General features: G+C 72.9%; 13 protein-coding genes and 1 pseudogene. 9 read left to right on the forward strand and 5 right to left on the reverse strand.

Annotated elements, in window-relative coordinates:
* Window positions 1–2: 2 nt before the first annotated feature.
* Window positions 3–1,346, reverse strand: coding sequence for a preATP grasp domain-containing protein (locus E4U91_RS03980; RefSeq protein WP_137305247.1), 1,344 nt, complete (start codon window positions 1,344–1,346; stop codon window positions 3–5).
* A 183-nt stretch (window positions 1,347–1,529) separates the two neighbouring features.
* Between E4U91_RS03980 and E4U91_RS03985 the strand changes: the two genes are divergently transcribed.
* The 5 genes from E4U91_RS03985 to E4U91_RS04005 all read left to right on the forward strand — a co-directional run bounded on the left by E4U91_RS03985 (window position 1,530) and on the right by E4U91_RS04005 (window position 9,266).
* On the forward strand, window positions 1,530–2,735 hold the full coding sequence (locus tag E4U91_RS03985; protein WP_137305248.1) for an NAD(P)-dependent malic enzyme: 1,206 nt from the start codon (window positions 1,530–1,532) through the stop codon (window positions 2,733–2,735).
* Window positions 2,736–2,809: 74 nt separating this feature from the next.
* Window positions 2,810–3,982, forward strand: coding sequence for a 3-deoxy-7-phosphoheptulonate synthase (locus tag E4U91_RS03990; RefSeq protein WP_137305249.1), 1,173 nt, complete (start codon window positions 2,810–2,812; stop codon window positions 3,980–3,982).
* A 38-nt stretch (window positions 3,983–4,020) separates the two neighbouring features.
* Complete coding sequence (locus E4U91_RS03995; RefSeq protein WP_137305250.1) at window positions 4,021–4,689, forward strand: isochorismatase family protein; 669 nt, start codon at window positions 4,021–4,023, stop codon at window positions 4,687–4,689.
* Window positions 4,686–6,563 carry an anthranilate synthase family protein gene (locus E4U91_RS04000; protein WP_137305251.1) on the forward strand — a complete coding sequence of 626 codons (1,878 nt, stop codon included), beginning with the start codon at window positions 4,686–4,688 and terminating at the stop codon, window positions 6,561–6,563. The genes E4U91_RS03995 and E4U91_RS04000 overlap by 4 nt, the downstream gene beginning before the upstream one ends.
* A 180-nt stretch (window positions 6,564–6,743) precedes the next feature.
* Entirely contained in the window at window positions 6,744–9,266 is a 2,523-nt protein-coding gene (locus tag E4U91_RS04005; RefSeq protein WP_137305252.1) for a helix-turn-helix transcriptional regulator, read from the forward strand.
* A gap of 30 nt (window positions 9,267–9,296) precedes the next feature.
* On the opposite strand, the pseudogene E4U91_RS38865 reads toward E4U91_RS04005, so the two are convergent.
* The 3 genes and pseudogenes from E4U91_RS38865 to E4U91_RS04020 all read right to left on the reverse strand — a co-directional run.
* Window positions 9,297–9,767 (reverse strand): annotated as a pseudogene (locus tag E4U91_RS38865) (SMP-30/gluconolactonase/LRE family protein); the annotation flags it as partial.
* A gap of 76 nt (window positions 9,768–9,843) precedes the next feature.
* Window positions 9,844–10,131, reverse strand: a complete 288-nt coding sequence (locus E4U91_RS04015; RefSeq protein WP_137305253.1) for a helix-turn-helix domain-containing protein — start codon at window positions 10,129–10,131, stop codon at window positions 9,844–9,846.
* A 138-nt stretch (window positions 10,132–10,269) separates the two neighbouring features.
* Window positions 10,270–12,777, reverse strand: coding sequence for a tetratricopeptide repeat protein (locus E4U91_RS04020; protein WP_137305254.1), 2,508 nt, complete (start codon window positions 12,775–12,777; stop codon window positions 10,270–10,272).
* A gap of 190 nt (window positions 12,778–12,967) precedes the next feature.
* Here E4U91_RS04020 and E4U91_RS38005 point away from each other — a divergent pair, with 190 nt between their 5' ends.
* The 4 genes from E4U91_RS38005 (at window position 12,968) to E4U91_RS04035 (ending at window position 17,582) form a co-directional block, all read left to right on the forward strand.
* On the forward strand, window positions 12,968–13,111 hold the full coding sequence (locus E4U91_RS38005) for a hypothetical protein (protein WP_168218064.1): 144 nt from the start codon (window positions 12,968–12,970) through the stop codon (window positions 13,109–13,111).
* Between the two features lie 193 nt (window positions 13,112–13,304).
* Window positions 13,305–15,419 (forward strand): MMPL family transporter, encoded by a 2,115-nt coding sequence (locus E4U91_RS04025; protein ID WP_137305255.1) that lies wholly within the window; start codon window positions 13,305–13,307, stop codon window positions 15,417–15,419.
* A 175-nt stretch (window positions 15,420–15,594) separates the two neighbouring features.
* Complete coding sequence (locus E4U91_RS04030; protein ID WP_137305256.1) at window positions 15,595–16,905, forward strand: sensor histidine kinase; 1,311 nt, start codon at window positions 15,595–15,597, stop codon at window positions 16,903–16,905.
* Window positions 16,906–16,913: 8 nt separating this feature from the next.
* On the forward strand, window positions 16,914–17,582 hold the full coding sequence (locus E4U91_RS04035; protein WP_137310654.1) for a response regulator: 669 nt from the start codon (window positions 16,914–16,916) through the stop codon (window positions 17,580–17,582).
* A 169-nt stretch (window positions 17,583–17,751) separates the two neighbouring features.
* Here E4U91_RS04035 and E4U91_RS04040 read toward each other — a convergent pair whose 3' ends face one another.
* Window positions 17,752–19,320 carry a glycoside hydrolase family 53 protein gene (locus E4U91_RS04040; protein WP_137305257.1) on the reverse strand — a complete coding sequence of 523 codons (1,569 nt, stop codon included), beginning with the start codon at window positions 19,318–19,320 and terminating at the stop codon, window positions 17,752–17,754.
* Window positions 19,321–19,334 lie beyond the last annotated feature (14 nt).

Here is a 19,334-nt window from a genome sequence, read left to right on the forward strand (position 1 = left end):
GATCAGTCCTTCGCACACAGAGGGGTCAGCACGTCGGCGACGGCCTGCTCCAGTTCCCGCGCCTGCCCGGCGTCCCGGGCGATCACGCAGTACTCGCCGAAGCCGCCGGACGGGCTGTCGTCGTCGACGGTGATGAGCACGCCGGTGCGGGTCGTGGGGTCGTAGGCCAGACCCCGCTCGACCAGCGCCCGGACGGCGGTGGGGAAGGGCGGGAAGGTGCAGCGGCGCAGTTCGACCAGCACGCGTTCGGTGAAGTAGTCGTCGCCCACGACCCGTTCGCCGATCCGGTGGATGTGGGTGGAGCCACCGGTACGGCAGTTGAACTCATTGATGAGGATGTTCCGGTCGGGTGTGACGATCGCGTCGATACTGACGATGCCGCGGTAGCCCATCGCGTGGATCGGCCAGCACAGCCGCCGCGCGGCGTCCAGGAAGCCGGGAAAGGCGGGCAGTTCCGCCGACGGGGCGGGCACTATGAGGCCGTTGAGGACGGGCTTCATCCGCATCTCGCCGTGCCCGGTGAACTCCACACCGTGTTCCTCGATCCGCACCTCGGCGTAGATCGGGGCGGACTCCGGCACGTACTGCTCGATCACCACGCGGTTACGTCCGCCGTCGGTGAGCCAGGGCCAGCGCTCGGTCAGGTATGCGTCGAGGTCGGCGCGGCTCGCGGTGACCACCGCGCGCTGGGCGCCCAGCGGGTCGATGCCGGGGGTGGGGCTGACGATCTCGTTGCCGAACCCGGCTACGTGGAAGTCCTGCTTGAGGATGGCGGGCTGGCCCTGGGACAGCAGCCGGTCCCACAGGTAGGTGGCGGCCTCCTGCCGGGCGGAGAACACCCCGCCGGGCGGGACGGGGGCGCCGGTGCCGCCGGCCAGGGCGCGGAAGGTGGCCTTGCTGTTGAGCAGCCGGCCGCCGCCCTGGTCGAGGAAGCCGAAGCCGGGGGTGGCCTTGTCGAGGCCGAGCGTGCGCGTCAGTTCGGCGACGGAGCTGTCGAAGTGGAAGGGCAGGACCCGGTCGACGCCGCGGCTCTGCACGGCCTGCCGCAGCGCGGTGAGGAAGCCCTCGTCGGTGAGCCGGTCCTGGGACAGCACGCCCTCGCCGAAGCAGCCGGTCGGCGGCACCAGCACCTCGACCGAGTCCCGGGCGATGCCGAGGGCGGCGGTGACGTAGCGCAGGAAGTCCTCGCTCACGGCCATGGGCAGGACCAGGACATCGCCGTCCTGGAGGCACCAGGCCATGCGCTGGGCCTGGTTCCCCACGTACAGCCGGTATTCCGGATCCAGGAGTTCGAGGTCACCCACCATTTCCTCGGTGCGCTGATTACTGACGATGAGTGTGGGCATTCGGCGCTCGCTTTCTCTCTGCCGGACAGGCGTATCGACAGTGTGTTTCCTCTTCTTTCCGGGTGACCACTACCCGAGTGAGCAGAAAGGCCGGCTCGTGCGGATTACCCGGTCGAGTAGTGCGGCCGAACAGGGCGTTCGACTAGCGTCCTGGGTGACCTGCCGAAGAGAAGGGGTTTCACCATGACCGCAGTCGGGGTGAACAACCCGGTGACGGACGCCGAGGTGTTCGCTGCTCATGAAGGCGGAAAGCTGAGCGTGGGGGTCACCACCGCGTTCCACGATTCCCGGGCGCTGTCCATCGCCTACACCCCCGGCGTGGCCGCGGTCAGCAAGGCCATAGCGCGGGAACCGGAACTCGCCGACCGTTACACGTGGGCCGGGCGGCTGGTGGCCGTGGTCACCGACGGCACCGCGGTGCTCGGCCTCGGCGACGTCGGGCCGGCCGCGGCGCTGCCTGTCATGGAGGGCAAGGCCGCGCTGCTCAAGCAGTTCGGCGGGCTGGACGCGATACCGCTGGTGCTGGACACCACGGACGTGGACGAGATCGTCGACACGCTGGTGCGGCTGCGTCCGTCGTTCGGCGCGGTCAGCCTGGAGGACGTCGCGGCGCCCCGGTGCTTCGAGTTGGAGGACCGGCTGGTGCGGGCGCTGGACTGTCCGGTGATGCACGACGACCAGCACGGTACGGCCATCGCGGTGCTGGCGGCGCTGCGCGGCGCGTGCACGGTGGTCGGCCGGCCGCTGACCCGGCAGCGGGTCGTCGTCTTCGGGGCCGGCGCGGCCGGGGTCGCCTGCGCCCGGATCCTGCTGGCGGCGGGCCTCACCGACGTCACCGTGCTCGACTCGCGGGGCATCCTCTTCCCGGGCCGTGCCGGGATGAACCCGGCGAAGGCCGCGCTGGCCGGACGGACCAACCCGCGTGCGCTGCGCGGCGGGCTCGCCGAGGCGCTGCGGGACGCCGACGTCTTCGTCGGGGTGTCCAGCGCGACCGTGCCGGAGGAACTGATCGCGTCCATGGCTCCCGACGCGATCGTCCTCGCGCTCTCCAACCCGGTACCGGAGATCCACCCGCGGACCGCCGCACGGTACGCCGCGGTGGTGGGTACCGGCGGCAGCGACTTCCCCAACCAGGTCATCAACACCCTGGCGTCGCCCGGGATCTACCGCGGTGCGCTGGACGCGGGCGCCCGGCGGATCACCGACGGCATGAAGCTCGCCGCGGCCGAGGCGATCGCGGAGGTCGCCGCCGCGGACCTGGCCACGGACCGGATCGTGCCGCACTCGCTGGATCCGAGGGTGATGCCCGCGGTCGCCTCCGCCGTGGCCCGGGCGGCCCTGGAGGGCGGTGCGCTCGACGGCGCCGCGCACCGGCCCGACCGCGCCTGACCACCTCTGACCGCATCTGACCAGGCGATCCCGACGACAACCCGCCCCCCACACCCGGACGGAGCCGTCACGGCATGGCCGTATCAACGGAATCCCTCGCTGCCTTACCCGCTCTGCAACAGCCCGACTGGGACGATCCCGAAGCCATTGAACGCGTACGCAGAAGGCTGCGTTCCGCACCCCCCTTGGTCACCTACGAGGACGTGACCGACCTGCGGGCCCACCTCGCCGAGGCCGCGGCGGGGACCCTGCAGATCGTCCAGGCCGGCGACTGCGCGGAGGACTGGGACGAGTGCACACCGGAGGACGTCGCCCGCAAGGCGGGCCTGCTGGACGTCCTGGCGGGCACCATGGCCATGACCGCGCACCGCCCGGTACTGCGCGTGGGACGGCTGGCCGGCCAGTTCGCCAAACCGCGCTCCCGGCCCACCGAGACCGTCGGCGGCGTGGAACTGCCCGTCTACCGCGGCCACATGGTCAACTCCCCCGAGCCCGACACCGAGTTGCGCCGCCCCGATCCCTCGCGCCTGCTGACCGGGTACCTGGCCGCCGGGACCGTCATGGAACTGCTCGGCTGGCCCGCCCGGCGCGGCCGGCCACGCTCCGGCGCACCGGTGTGGACCAGCCACGAGGCCCTGCTCCTGGACTACGAACTGCCGCTGGTACGACGGCAGCCGGACGGCCGTTCGCTGCTCACCTCCACCCACTGGCCGTGGATCGGTGAGCGCACCCGACAGCTCGACGGCGCCCATGTCGCCCTGCTGGCCTCGGTGGCGAACCCGGTGGCCTGCAAGGTCGGCCCCGGCATGACCCCGGACGAACTGCTGGCGCTGTGCGAACGGCTGGACCCCGGACGGGAACCGGGACGGCTCACCCTGATCGCGCGGATGGGCGCCGACGTCGTGGGCGACCGGCTGCCGCCGCTGGTGGGCGCCGTCCGCGCCGCGGGACACCCGGTGGTGTGGCTGAGCGACCCGATGCACGGCAACACGGTGACCGGCCCCGGCGGTCTCAAGACCCGGCTGGTCAGGACCGTCGTGCAGGAGGTCGAGGGGTTCCACACCGCGGTGAGCGGCGCGGGCGGCGTCACCGGCGGGCTCCACCTGGAGACCACCCCCGACGAGGTCACCGAGTGCGTGGCCGGCCGGGACGACCTCCAGGACACCGCCACCAAGTACACGAGCCTGTGCGACCCCCGCCTCAACCCGCGCCAGGCGATCACCGTCGCGTCGGCCTGGCGCGGCTGACCCGGCGGACCGGAAACGGAAGGAAGACGAGACAACCGATGGCAGGGATTCCCCCCACCGTGCCCTATCCGATGCCCACGCAGGGCGAACTGCCGCCGAACACCGCCGACTGGACGGTGGACCCCGGGCGGGCCGTCCTGCTCGTCCACGACATGCAGCGCTTCTTCCTGCGCTCGTTCCCGGCGGGCCAGGCGCCCGGGGACGACCTGGTGCGCAACGCGGCCCTGCTCCGTGACCGCTGTGCCGCCCTCGGCATACCGGTCGCCTACACCGCGCAGCCAGGCGGGATGACCCCCGAACAGCGCGGTCTGCTCGCGGACTTCTGGGGGCCGGGCATGACGCCCGCCCCGCAGGACCGGGAGGTCGTCCCGGAGTTGGCCCCGGCGGCGGACGACTGGCTGCTGACCAAGTGGCGCTACAGCGCGTTCTTCAAGACCGACCTCCTGGACCTGATGCGCCGGCACCGCCGCGATCAACTCGTCATCTGCGGGGTGTACGCCCATGTCGGGGTACTGATGACCGCCGTGGAGGCGTTCACCCACGACATCCGGCCGTTCCTGGTGGCCGACGCCGTCGCCGACTTCTCCGAGGCGCACCACCGGATGGCGCTGGAGTACGCGGCCGGGCGCTGCGCCCAGGTCAGCACCACCAAGTCCCTGCTGGCCGCCCTGGACGAGACGGGACGGGACGGGGGCGGGCTCCGATGACCGAGGACCTGTTGTCGCGGGTGCTGCGCGAACAGCCGCCCGCCTACGCGCTGCTGCACCGCCCCGAGCGGGCCGGTGACACCCTCGACGTGCTGCTCGGCGAGGTGTCCGAGGTGGACACGTTCGCAGCGATCCCGTTGCCGGAACCGGCGGCCGGGGCGGGCGCAGGGCACGACGTGCTGGCCATCGTCCCCTACCGGCAGGTCCGTGAGCGCGGGTTCGCCGCCCCGGACGACGGCGCGCCCCTGCTCACCATGGCCATCACCGCCCAGGAGCGCCTGCCGCTGGCCGAGGCGCTGCGCCGGCTCCCCGACCGGCCCGTGGCCCTCACCGGTGAACGTTTCGAGCCGGACGACGCGCGCTACGCCGGTCTGGTGCGCCGGGTCATCGACGAGGAGATCGGCCGTGGCGAGGGCGCCAACTTCGTCCTCAAGCGGTCGTTCGTCGCCGACATCAGCGACTACGGCCCGCTCAGCGCCTGGTCGTTCTTCCGGCGGCTGCTGGAGCGCGAATCCGGCGCGTACTGGACGTACCTGGTCCACACCGGCGGCCGTACGTTCGTCGGGGCCAGCCCGGAGCGGCACATCAGCCTCGCTGACGGCACCGCCGTGATGAACCCGATCAGCGGCACCTACCGCTATCCCGCCTCCGGCCCCGCGCTGCCCGAGGTGATGGCCTTCCTCGCCGACCCCAAGGAGTCGGACGAGCTGTACATGGTGGTGGACGAGGAACTGAAGATGATGGCTCGGATCTGCGAGCCGGGCGTGCGGGTCGTCGGGCCGTACCTGAAGGAGATGGCCCGGCTTGCGCACACCGAGTACTTCATCGAGGGCCGCACCACCCGCGACGTGCGCGAAATCCTGCGCGAGACGCTGCTGGCGCCGACGGTGACCGGCAGCCCGCTGGAGAGCGCCACCAAGGTGATCTCCCGCTACGAACCGGGGGGCCGCGACTACTACAGCGGGGTCCTGGCCCTCATCGGCCGGGACGGGCACGGCGGCCGCACGCTCGACTCCGCCATCCTCATCCGCACCGCCGACATCGACACCGCCGGGCGGGTCCGGATCGGGGTGGGCGCCACCCTGGTGCGCCACTCCGTCCCCGAGGCGGAGGTCGCCGAGACTCGGGCGAAGGCGGCAGGACTGCTCGCCGCGCTCGAGTCCCGCGGCCCGGACGGCTTCGCCGACCATCCGCAGGTCCGCGAGGCGCTGGCCCGGCGCAACGAGACAATCGCCGGGTTCTGGCTCGGTGCCGGCGGCCGGCCGGAGCGCACGGTGCCGACGTTGGAGGGGCGCCGGGTGCTGGTCGTCGACGCCGAGGACACCTTCACCGCGATGATCGACCACCAACTGCGGTCGATGGGCCCGGAGGTGACCGTCCGGCGCTTCGACGAGCCCTACGACGTCGACGGCTACGACCTGGTCGTCATGGGCCCCGGTCCCGGTGATCCCCGCGACGCGGACGACCCGAAGATCGCCCATCTGCGGTCGGCGGTCGGCGCCTTGCTGCGGGAGCGCCGTCCCTTCCTCGCCATCTGCCTCAGCCACCAGGTGCTGAGTGCGCTGCTGGGCCTGGAGATCGTCCGCCGCCCGGTGCCGAACCAGGGCGTGCAGCGGGAGATCGACCTGTTCGGGCGCCGGGAACGCGTCGGCTTCTACAACACCTTCGCGGCGCGCGGCGACGGCGACGGGATCGACCGTCCCGGGACAGGCAGGGTACAGGTCAGCCGGGACGCGGAGACCGGCGAGATCCATGCGCTGCGCGGCCCGGGATTCGCCTCCCTGCAGTTCCATCCCGAGTCCGTGCTGACCGAGGACGGGCCGCGCATCGTCGGCGGACTGCTGACGGAGGCGCTGGGGGTGACCGTGGGCTGACCGCTCCACCGGAGCCGGCTACCGCTGGCACCGGAGCGAAACAAGACAATCGGGTGCGATTGTGAGAGACGTCACCGCGTCGGGCCGCTGCATGGGGAATGGTTGATTCCCGGTACAACGGTCCGGGCGATCCCCGGGCCGACGGTTTTCCTGGTCCTGGACGTCTTCACGGGGGTACTGATGCCCGAAGTCAGGCTGCACGGACGCGAGGAGGAGCAGCGGCACATCGCGGGCTTCCTCGACCGGTCGCGACCCGACGTGCCCGGGATCCTGGTCGTCAGCGGCCAGACCGGCGTCGGCAAGACCAGACTGCTGAGCGAGGCGGCGCGGCACGCACGCCGGCGCGGACTGGCTGTCCACCATCCGCGCACGGCGGACCTCAGGTCGGTGCTGGCCCACCGCCCGCACTCTCCCGGCGACCGCGCCCTGCTGGTCCTGGACGACGTGGCGGCCCTGACCGCGAGTGAGCTGCAGACGCTGCTGCGGACCATCCGGCAGGACCCCGCGTCGTCGCCGACGCTGCTGCTCGCCCACGCCGCCACGGCCCAGACCACGCCCTGCGGGGCCGCCGACGCCCAGGTGGTCACGCTGGAGCTGTCGCCACTGACCGGCGGGGCGGTCCACGGCCTGGTCCGCGACCTCATCGGTGTACCGCCGAGGTCCGGGCTGCTGGACGTGGTGAACTGCGCCCACGGCAATCCCCGGCTGATCGTGGAACTGGTCACGGGACTGGCCGAGGAGGGCCGTATCGGGCCCGAGGGCGAGCTGATCCGCCTCACCCCGCGGCAGCTTCCGGCGCGGGTGCGGGCCGCGGTCGACGAGCACCTGCGGCAGTTGTCCAAGGACTCGGTGCAACTGCTGCGGGTCGGCACCGTCCTCGGCCGCACCTTCCCATTGTCGCAGGCGGCGGCCATGCTCGGCACCGGCACCGCCGCCCTGCTGCCCGCCCTCGACGAGACGGTGGCGGCCGGGCTGCTGACCCTCGCCGACGACGGGGTGAGCTTCCAGCAGCCGCTGGTCTGGCGGGCCGTGTACGAGTCGATCCCGGCGGCCGTGCGGGCGGCCCTGCACCAGGAGGCGCAGCGGTGCGCGGCCCGGCCCGGCGCTCCCGTCCACGCTGCGGCCGACCCGGGCACGGCCGAGCGGTGGCCGGCCGAGCTGGGGCTGGCCGAGCTGGGGCGCCGGGAAAGCACGCGGCAGCAGGACGCACCGGTGTCGCCGGGCAGTGCGGGGACGACGGGCGCGATCCGGACGCTGCTGCGCACCGGGCACACCGAGTCGGCCGTCCTGCTGGTCCGCAGCGCGCTCAACCGGCGGCCCCCTGCCCCGGAGGAGCTGGTCCTACGGGGCCTGATGACCGACTTCCTTCTGGCGGGCGGGCACGCGGACGCGGTGCTCGGGGCGGACCGGGCCAGGCCGGCGGCCGATTCCGTACCGCTCGCCGACGCCTGGGCCGACACCGTGATCGACCAGTTGGCGGGGGCGGGGCCGGCGGCCGCGCGGCCGGCCGCAGTGGTCCTGTCCGGTCTGGAGTGGGCCGAGGGCCGTACGACGCAAGCCCTCCACTGGGGCCGCCGGGCCGTCGACCAGCCGCTGCCGCCCGTCCCGGCGGGCGACGGCGCGTACCCCCGGCTGGCACTGGCGGCCAAACTCGTCGCGCTGGGCGGGACCGAGGAGGCGGAGGCACTGCTCGGGCAGGTGTCGGCGGAGAGCGAGGACGCCGTTCACCGGCCGGCCGCGGACCTGGTGCGGGCGGCGGCGCAGCTGCGGGCCGGGAACCTCGACGCCGCCCGACGGCGGGCGCGGGACGCGGGGTCGGCCGCGTCCGACAGCGGACTGCCGGGCCTCGCGGCCTGGGCGTGGGCCACGCTGTGCCGCGCCGACCTGCTCGCGGGCGACACGGGGCCGGCGGCCGGGCACCTCGCCCGCTGCCGGGAACACCGGGCGGCCCTGGAGGCCGTTCCGTACCTGGCTCTGTGCTTTCACTGGCTGGACGTGCTGCTGCACGCCGCTCGCAACGAGGTGCGCGAGGCGGCCGGCCTGCTCGCCGCCGCCCCCGTGCCGCTGCCGTCCTCGCGCCTGCTGCTGCTGACCGAGCCGGGCGCGGCGGCCTGGTTCGTCCGCTTCTCCCGCCGGGCCGGTGATCCCGCGCTCGCCGACACGGCCCTGAGGACCGTGGAGAAGCTGGCGGCGGACAACCCGGACACCCCCGACGTCCGGCTGGCCGCCGTGTACGCCCGCAGCCTGTTCGAGTGCGACCCCGAGGGGATCGCGCGGGTCGCGGCGGAGCACGGCGACGCCTGGACCCGGGCCGACGCGGCCGAGGACCTGACAGCCCTGCTGGACGAGCGGCAGGTGGCCCCCGGGGCCGTACCTCAGGTGTCCCCGCCCCGGCCCGGTCCGTGGACCACCCGCGACCACGTGGGCCGGACGACCCTCGTCGACGCCGCGGCCCACCGGCGGCAGCCCGCACCGGCCGGCGACGCGGAGGCGCTGACGGACATGGAGCGCGCCATCGCCGACTTCGTCGCCCGGGGCCTGACCAACCGTCAGGTGGCCCAGTGCGTGCACCTCTCCCCGCACACGGTCAACTACTACCTCCGGCGCATCTACGGCAAGCTCGGCATCCGCTCCCGCGTTGCCCTGGCCCGGTACGTCCACGACCACGGCCTCGAACCGGGAGGAGCGCTCAGTAGCCGGTGACGGGGACGGGCCGCGGACGCGACGACGGCGAGGGGTGAGCCATGGCGGCACCGGGGGCCGCAGGCGCCCGGTGCCGGTGTGTTCGACGAGGTCGCCGATCCAGTCCCGCAGCGGGTGCACCCGGCTGGAGACGGTGACGTACACGCTGCCGTCGGGCAGGGCGACGACGTTGCTGCAGAACCGCAGCGGCTCCCCCGCCGCCTCCTCGGCGAGCACCCGGGTCCGGCCGGTGTCCGGGTCGAGGCGCAGCAGGGCGCCGCAGGCGTCGCACACCAGCAGGTCGCCGTCCGGGAGGAGTTCGAGGCCGAGGGGGCGGCCGCCCGTCTCCCCGACGCGCACCACCCGGGCCCTGGCCGGGTCGTCCAGGCCGTCGATCCGCAGGACCCGTCCGTCCGACACGCCGGTGAACACCCGCCCCTCGGGGTCGGACACGACGTCCTCGGGGCCGGTCGCGCCGAGGGCCACGTAGCGGAGGGGGACGAGGGGCGTGGGACGGTGCATGGGCGGGGGGCCTTCCGGTCGGAAGCGGTCGTCGTGTGGACGGGGTGTTCCGGCCGGCCTGCCTCGCCGACCCCCGTCACCAGCCCTTCTCGAACATGCGGGCCACCTCGGCGATGCGGACCTCGTCGCGCCGGTAGTGCGTGCGGCGGCGGATCCGCTTGGTGCGCAGCAGGCCGAGGGCGGCGAGGAGGGAGAGGTGGGCGTCGGCGACCGTGCGGTCCACGCCGAGCCGGGTGGCGACGGCGGCCGCGGTGACCCCGTCCGCCTCGGGGTCGGTGTGCCGTGGCGGCGGGAAGTGCCGGACCGGGTCCTTCAGCAACTCCAGGATGGCCAGGCGTCGTTGCCCGACGGGAGTGCTCGGCATCGTCGTTCCTCCGTCCCCTTCGACGGGTCGCTGCTGCCGCGTCACTCCCACTCTGGCGCAGCGGACGCCGCGCTGTCCGGCACTCGCGCCGCCTTGGCCGGGACCGAACGCCCAGGCCGACGCCACCCACCGAGGTCGTCAGTCCTGCTTCTGTTCGTCGGCCGACTGCCCCAGTCTCGCCCGGTGCAGCAAGGCGCGGCGTTCGTCGTCCAGGTCTCCGGTTTCCCGGAACAGGGCGGCCGCCGTCTCCAGTGCCTGACCGTCCGGCTCGGGACCGGCTGAGCGTGCGAGTCCCAGGTTGCCCCAGGCCTCGGCCTCCCGCCGGCGATCGCCCGTCTCCCGGAAGATTGCGGCAGCGGCGGCGAAGGCCTTGCCGGCACCCGTCAGGGCCCCGGCCGACAACAGGGTCAGGCCCAAGCCGAGTTGCCCCTGCCCTTCACCGTGCCGGTTGCCCAGCTCACGGCAGATGGCGAGATCCTGACGGTGCAGGGCGACGGCGTCTTCGTGCCGGCCCGCGCTGCGCAGGGCCGCCGCGAGGTTGGCCAGGGCCGAACCCATCAACTGGCGGTCGTCGTGAACGGCGAACGTCCTGGCGGCTTCGGTATGAGCAGTGACGGCTTCCGCGATGCGCCCCAGCTGCTGCAAGGCCGTCCCCCGATTGTTGCGGGCCCGGGCGGCGGCGTGGTCGTCGCCCGTCGCGGTGAACAACGCGTGCGCCTCGTACAGGACGTTGGCGGCCGCCTGGTAGCGCTGTGCTCCCGTGAAAGCGAGCCCCAGGTTGTTCAGCGCCGTGGCTCTGTCGTGCGCGGTTCCGTTCTTCTCGGCCAGGTCGCGCTGCCGTCGGTGAGCGGTGATGGCCTCCTGGAACCGTCGCGTCTCCCACAGCGCGAGTCCCAGATTGTTCAAAGCGCTGCTCTCGCCTCGAACGTCCCCCCGCCCGCGACAGGTCTCCGCGGCGGACCGGGCCACGGCGACCGCGTCGTCGAAATGCCTGCGGTGATTCAGATAGGGGGCGAGGACCAAGGGGAGAACGGCACCGGCGGGGTGCGGTCCGGCCGCGGGGGACAGGGCGGCCGCCACCAGATTGGGGTGTTCGGCGTCGAGCCAGTCGAGCGCCGCGCCGCGGTCACGGAAGAGGCCGGAGCGGTCCACCACCGTCCTGGGCGCCACCTGCGTGACCGCCGCTCTGGCCGACGTGAGGTAGTGGTCCAGCAGACGCGTCACAGCGGCGTCGCGCGCGTCCTCCTCGGCGCACCCGAGTCCGTGCTCGTCGGCGAACAACCGCACCAGGTCGTGCATCGACCACCGGTCACCGGCCGACAGCTGCACAAGGTGCGCGGAGTGCAGGCGGGCGAGCAATCGGCGCGTGTGGGCTCGCCCCACCAGCGCGGTCGCGGCCGCGGTGTGCAGGTCGGGACCGGGCGCGGCGGCCAGCAGACGGAACGCCCGGGCCTGTTCCGCCTTCAGGTGCCGGTACGACAGCTCGAATGCGGCCCGGACCTCAAGGGGGCGCCCCTGCTCGTCCACATCCTCGTACTCCAACGCGTCCAGACGGGTGCGTGTGTCGGCGAGTTCGTCGGCCTGGTCCGCCAGGGTTCGCCCGGACTCGTCGCGCAACACGTGCGCGGTGATCATCAGGGCCAGCGGGAGGTGCCCGCACAACTCGGCCAGCCGTCGTGCGTCGTCCGGCTGCGTCGTGACGCGCTCGTCGCGGGTTCCCCCCGCGGTCAGCCCCCGGTGCAGCAGGGCGATCGCCTCGGACGTGTCGAGGGGGGCGAGGCGGATGGATCGTGCACCGCGGTCCGACAGGGTCCTGCGGGAGGTGATGACGACCTTGTGCGGCGCCGGCGGCAGCAGGGGGGCCACGAGCCCTCCCGTCCGCACGTTGTCCAGGACGACGAGGAGCGGCCGCTTCTGCCGGGCCAGGTCGTGCAGCGCCTCACGCCAGGCGTCGCACCGCTCTTCCGCCGTCGCGGGCACGTCCTGGGGCCTGAGGCCCAGGTCGGTCAGGAACCGGCCGGCCAGCGCCCCGGCGTCCGTCTCACCGTCCGGACTGTAGCCGCGTACGTCCGCGAAGAGGATGCCTCCGGTGAACCAGCCGCGCTCCTGCGCCGTATGCGCTGCTCGAAGCACCAGCGCGGTCTTCCCGACACCGCCCATCCCCGCCACCGTGTAAGCCGTTGCCGCCGCCTGCCCCGGTCCCGGCGGCGAGGAGTCCTTGGCCGGGTTCAGCCAGTCCATGAGGTCTCGCACCTCCTCGTCCCGGCCGCCGAAACCGGCGGGCGCGGGCGCGGGAAGCGTGACTGGGCCGTCCGCTCGACGAGGCCCTGACCTGGTGCGGTTCCGGCCGCCCCGGGGCTGCTCCGCACGCGCCTCGGACAGCAGCCTGTGCCATTCGCCGCGCGACAGTGCGGAGTAGGAGGCGCCCCGGTCCGCCGCCTTCTCCTCCAGCACCCTCACCAGACGCAGCGCGGCAGGCTCACTCGCCTCGTCGGGGATCGCCTTGCGTCCCAGCCAGTCGTACAGCGTGGTCTTCGACACCGGCACGTGCCGGGCCAGCGCCAGAGGGGAGGGCTTCCCCGCGGCCTCGTGCAACGCCTGCAGTGCGTACCAGAGTTCGTTCGACTGCGGTCCGGCAACGCCCATGGTGTGTCCCCCCAGCCCTTCCGGCTTCCGGCGCAGCACCGCCCGGAAAAGTCGGAACAGTCCCGATGACCAGGCTAATCACTCCCCCCGCCTGCCGAGGCAGTTCGCCGGAAACCCCCCGGAAGCTCGTCAATGGCCCTGTCGCCCGGCGGCAACCAGCTGCCGGCTCAACTCACCGAGGGAACACGCCATGGAGAACGACAGATCCGCCGAACGACCGGCCCGCCGCCGCATCAGGAACGTCCTGGCTTTCGTCGGACGCCTCGCCGTGGCAGCGGTGGCCGGAGTCGCCCGGTCCGTGTGCGACTGGATGCTCGACGGCTCGGACTCATGACGCCCTCGACGCTCCGCCCCACCCGCAGGCGAACCCGCACCCGCGACTCCCCTTACTCCCGGGGGAGTAATCCGCACCCCCCGCCACCCCAGGCAGTACCCGCGGGCTCCCCCTCCCGTCCGACGTAAGTCCCTCCCCGTGCCGGAAGGCTGACAGCTGAATCGGTAGTCGTCGTAGCGAGGGAGATCTGCTCATGACCGTCGGGAAGACGCCCACGAAGGGCGTGGGACGCAGGCGGGCCGTGCCCTGGGCGCTGCTCGGGCTGTGGGTGGCCGTGCTCGCGCTGGCCGGCCCGTTCGCGGCGAAGCTCGCCGACGTGCAGCACGACCGGGCCACCGACTACCTGCCCTCCAGCGCCGACTCGACCCGAGTGGCCCGGATACAGGACGCGCTGCCCGGGGGCGAGAGCACCGAGATGGTGATCGTGTACCACCGGGACGGCGGGCTGAACGCCGACGACCGGCGGGTGGCGGCCGGGCAGGTCGAGAAGATCGCCGCAGCGCATCAGCTGGTCGGCGGGGCGCCCGAGGGGATTCCGTCCGACGACGGTACGACCCTCATGTACCCCGTCGTCAGCAACGAACCCGGGCACGACGAGAAGCTGCGGGACGCGCTCGTCGAGGACGTGCGGGGCATCGCCCGCGGCCAGGACGGGCTGAGCGTCGAGGTGGGCGGCACCGCAGCGCTCGGCACCGACGCCGGGAAGGTCTACGACTCACTCGGCGGGCCACTGCTCTACACCACCGTCGCCGTCGTCGCCCTCCTGCTCATCCTGATCTACCGCAGCCCGGTGCTGTGGCTCGTGCCGCTCGTGGTCGCCGGCATCGCCGACCTCCTGTCGATGGGCGTCGCGTACGGGCTCAACCAGGCCTTCGGCACCACCGTCACGGGCCAGAGTTCCGCCGTGATGACGATCCTCGTGTTCGGCGCGGGCACCGACTACGCGCTGCTCCTCGTCTCCCGCTACCGGGAGGAACTGCGGCGCATCGAGCGCCCGTACGAGGCCATGGTCGCCGCCCTGCGCGGCTGCGGGCCCGCTGTGCTCGCCTCCTCCGGCACCGTCGCCGCCGGCCTGCTGTGCCTGCTCGCCGCCGATCTCAACAGCAGCCGCGGCATGGGCCCGCTCGGCACGGTCGGTGTGCTGTGCGCGCTGATCGCGATGCTGACGCTGCTGCCCGCCGTCCTCGTACTGCTCGGCCGGCGGGTCTTCTGGCCGCTCGTACCGGCCTACGGCAGCGAACCCGCACAGCGGCGGAGCCTGTTCGCCGCGATGGGCGACTCCGCCGGACGCAGGCCGCTGACCGTGCTCGCGACCGGAGCCGTCCTGCTCGGCGCACTCGCCCTCGGCACGCTGAACCTGCCGGGACCGGTCAAGCAGGAGGACTCCTTCGTCACCGAGCCCGAGGCCGTCACCGCCATGGGGATCCTCGCCCGGGCCTACCCCGAGCGCGGCACCCAGCCCATCGACGTGATCACCCCGGCGGACCGCGTCGATGGGACCCTCGCGACGATCCGGGACACCCGGGGAGTCGAGAGCGCCGAGAAGGGCCGTACCGGGCACGGTTGGGCGGAGATCTCCGTCATCGCGAAGGACACACCCCAGTCGGCGGGAGAGACCGCCACCATCAAGTCGCTGCGCAGCAGGCTGAAGGGCTCGTACGTCGGCGGGGACAGCGCCGAGCAGATCGACCTGGAGGACACCAACAGCCGGGACACGAAGATCGTCGTACCCCTGGTCCTCGTCTCGGTGCTGCTCATCCTGTTCGTCCTGCTGCGCAGTCTCGTCGCGCCGCTCGTCCTGGTGGCCGCCGTGGTCGCGGTCTGGGGCGCGGCCCTCGGGATCGGCGGGCTGGCCTTCGGACCGGTCCTCGGCCTCGAGGGAACCGATCCGGGGCTCGGGCTGCTGTCCTTCGTGTTCCTCGTCGCCCTCGGTGTCGACTACGGCATCTTCCTCATGCACCGGATGCGGGAGGAGTCCCTGGCCGGCGCGGAACCGGCGGCCGCCGCGCTCATCGCCCTGCGGAGCACGGGCGCCGTCATCGCCTCGGCCGGCCTGGTCCTCGCTGCGACCTTCGCCGTGCTGATGAACATGGGGCTGGTGCAACTCGTCGAACTCGGCTTCGTGATCGCCGTCGGTGTACTCCTCGACACCTTCCTCGTACGGACGTACCTGGTGACCAGTGCCAGCGTCGCCCTGCGCCGGAAGATGTGGTGGCCGGGCGCTCTCTCCCGCGAACCGGCGCCCGGCGCCGGGCCGTCCGAACCGACCGAGCCGCCGCGGCAGCCGGAACAGGTCGGCGCGCCCTGACCTGCCGGGCTCACCTCACCACAGCCGACCGGGTGCCCCTCCGGCCTCCTGCCGGAGGGGCGCTCCCATGACGGAAGATGGAGCCGTGCAAGATCGGGGAGCGACCTCAGCCGCAGGGGACCTGAGAACCACCGTCGTACGGGGTGACGCGCGGCCCCGGCGGATCGAGCGCGTCATGGCGGTCGTCAACCGGGACCCGCTCACCGCGCCGCACCGCACCCGCAACGACGCGTTCCTCGCCGTGGGCGTCGCCGTGCTGGCCGGCGTCCTCGCGTTGCTCGTCGACGACGGACTCCCGCTCGGTCCGCCCGGCTGGGCCCTGCTGGCCGGCGCCCACGTGCCGCTCGTGTGGCGGCGCAGCCGTCCGCTGCTCGTGCTGTGCGCGGTGGCGGCCTGCGTCACCCCGTACCACGTCCTCGACTACAACCACGCCGTACCGATCCCCGCGACCCTCCTGGCGCTCTACACGGTCGCGGCGACCGGCACGGTACGCCGCTCGCTGCTCACCGCCGTCGTCGTCCTCGGCCCGACGCTGATCATCAACAGCTTCACCAACCCTGACGGGGCACTGGAGCTCCTGCGGATCTCCGGCTGGGTCATCGCGGTCCTGTTCTTCGGCGTCGACGCCCGTTTCTACCGCCAGTACGTCGCCTCCATCGTCGAGCGGGCCGAACGGGCCGAACGGACCCGGGAGGAGGAGGCGCGGCGCCGGGTCGCCGAGGAACGGCTGCGGATCGCCCGCGACCTGCACGACCTGCTCGCGCACAGCATCACCCTGATCGGTGTGCGGGTGTCCGTGGCGGCCCACGTCCTCACCGCGGATCCGGACCGGCTCGACCGCAAGGCGGTCGCCCAGGCGCTCGACGACATCGCGGAGACCTGCCGGACGGCCCGGGGCGAGTTGCGCACGACGCTGGAGGTGCTGCGGGCGGACGAGGTGGGCGTGAGTGCCGGAGGGGAACGGGAGTGGGTGGCCGAACCCGGCTCCGGAGCGAGTTCCGGATCCGGGCTCGGCTCCCCGGAGGGGCGCGGGCCGCTGCCCGGGCTGGACGGGCTGGGCGCGCTCGCGGAGGCGGCCCGGGTGGCCGGGGCCGAGGTCGAACTGTCCGTCCACGCGGACGGCGTACCGCCCTCGGTGGGCGCCGCCGCCTACCGGATCGTGCAGGAGGCGCTCACCAACGCCGTACGCCACGGGGGCCGCGACGACCTGACCGTCCGGGTGGGACTGCGGGCGGCGGAGGGGACCCTGCGGGTGACCGTCGCCGACGACGGGGCGGGGACGGGGACGGGCCACGGGGTGGGCAGCGCGGTGCGCAACGGGGTGGGGCACGGACAGGGAGCCGTCGGCGGCCCGCCGGGGTTCGGGCTGGTGGGGATGCGTGAGCGGGCCCGTAGCGTGGGCGGCACACTGGACGCCGGTCCGGGACCCACCGTGGGCTTCGAAGTGACCGCCGAGCTGCCGCTGCCCCGGGAGGATCCCTCGTGACGGCTCCGATGCCGATCCGTGTCCTGCTCGCCGACGACCAGACCCTCGTACGGGCCTCGTTCGCGATGCTCGTCGCGTCCGCCGGGGACATGGAGGTGGTCGCCGAGGCGGGCACCGGGCGGCAGGCCGTGGACCTCGCCCGTTCCGCGAGGGCCGACCTCGTCGTGATGGACATCCGCATGCCCGACCTGGACGGCATCGAGGCGACCCGGCTCATCGCCGCCGACGAGGACTTGGCGGGCGTGAAGGTACTCGTCCTGACGACGTACGACACCGACGAGCACATCGTCGATGCGCTGCGGGCCGGGGCGTCCGGCTTCCTGGTGAAGGACATCCGGCCGGCCGAACTCCTCGACGCCATCCGGACCGTGGCCGCCGGGGACTCCCTGCTCTCCCCAGGACCCACCTCGCGGCTCATTGCCCGTTTCCTGCGCGCACCCGACGCCTCGATGTCGGCGGTGGGCGGCCCGGACGGGCTGTCCGAGCGGGAGCGGCAGGTGCTCACCCTGGTCGCGCGCGGCTTCAACAACACCGAGATCGCCGAAGCGCTGGGGCTCAGCCCGCTCACCGCGAAGACCCACGTCAGCCGGATCATGGGCAAGTTGGGGGCACGTGACCGGGCGCAGCTGGTGATAGTGGCGTACGAGTCGGGGCTCGTGACACCCGGGGAGGTCTGAGCGCCGCCGCCACGTCCCGTCCCTCCGCGGAGAATGCGGCCCGGCGGAATGGGCGAGGAGACTGCCAGGGACACGGGCGCGGCGGGATGGCGACGGAGCCACCGGGGGCCCGGCCGCGGGTGCGGTCGGGTCCCTGGTGTGGTGTCGGGTCAGCTCCGCCGGGCGCGGCTCACCGGTGTCTGAACCACGCCATCGACGCCAGTGCCCTGTCGTCGTAGCCGAACAGCGCCTGGTTCTCCCAGCCGTTGCCGGACGTGGCGTCCGCCGGGTCCCAGCCATTGCCGGTGACGGCGGTCCAGGTGGCCTCCCAGGAGAAGACGCCAAGGCCGCGGCCGCCCGGCACCGCCTCCACGATGCTCGCGACGTCGTTCATCCACCTGGTCTGGCCGGTCACGGTGGCCGGGTAGCCGGCGACCAGTTCGCCCGTGGTGTCGATCTGGTTGGTGAGCGCGTCGTCGCTGTCGAGGCGGAACGGGTAGGCCGTCTCCGCGACGAACACCGGCTTGCCGTAGCGGGAGGCCGTGTCGTCGAGGGTGGCCTGGGCGGCGGCCAGGGAGCCGTGCCAATAGCCGTAGTAGGACAGCCCGATCACGTCGTACTTGACGCCGTAGGTCGTGGCGTTGTCGAACCACCAGCGCACCGTGCCGTCGTCGCCGGCGTCGGCGAGGTGCAGCGCGACCCGGGTGGCGGAGGAGACCGCCTTGGCCGCGTCGTACCCGGAGTTGAGCAGCCCGGCGAGCTGGGAGAAGTTGCTGGTGGAGCCCTCGGACCACAGCATGCCGCCGTTGATCTCGTTGCCGACCTGCACCATGTCGGCGGTGGTGCCCTGCGCCTTCAACGCGTTCAACACGTCGTAGGTGTGGCTGTACACGTCCGTCTTGAGGCGGCTGTACGAGTGGTTCGCCCAGGCGGCCGGCTTGGTCTGCTTGCCCGGGTCGGCCCAGGTGTCGGAGTAGTGGAAGTCGACCAGCAGCTTCATGCCGGCGGCCTTGATCCGCTTGGCCAGGGCCAGCACCTGGGTCCTGGTGTTGTAGCCGTCGGCGGGGTCGACCCACACCTTGAGCCGGGCGTAGTTCATGCCGGCGTCCCGGAGAATGGTGACCGCGTCGTCGGCGGTGCCCGAAGCGGTGCGGTAGACACCGCCCTTGGCCTCGCTCTTGGCGAGGGAGGAGATGTCGGCGCCGTGGACGGAGGTGCCGGTGGACCCCGGGGCGAAGGTGAGGTCGTCCACGTTGATCCAGTTGCCCGCGTTCGCGTCACTGTTGACGCTGATGGTGCACTGACCGGACGTCACCTTGACCGACGTGACGACGCGGATCCAGTCACTGGACGAGATCGGCAGGTCGGTGCGCTGTTCCGCGCTGCCGCAGTTGCGCAGGGCCAGGTAGGCGGCGTTCTGGCCGCCGCCGGAGCGGACCCACGCGGTGAGCGTGTACGTGCCGTTGGTCAGCCCGGAGAGGTACTGGTACGTCTCGACCTTGTAGGCGGTGGACGCCCAGTGCGTGAGCCGGTGGCTCCCGCCGTGGCCGCCGGACTCGGTGAACGAGGCGGAGGTCTGGCCGGACGCCGAGTAGCTCGACCAGCCGGCCGGGGTGGCGGTGCCGGTGCCGTCGGCCTCGAAGCCGCCGTTGGTGAGGGTCGAGGCCGCGTCCGCGGGCGGTGCGGGCAGGGCGAGGAGGGTGAGCCCGGCGGCCAGCGGCAGCAGCAGGGCCCTGAGGGTGCGTCTGGGATGGAACATCGTCGTCCGTCGTC

Origin of the sequence: Streptomyces lasalocidi (assembly GCF_005280215.1) — a bacterium.
GTDB classification, from domain to species: domain Bacteria; phylum Actinomycetota; class Actinomycetes; order Streptomycetales; family Streptomycetaceae; genus Streptomyces; species Streptomyces longwoodensis.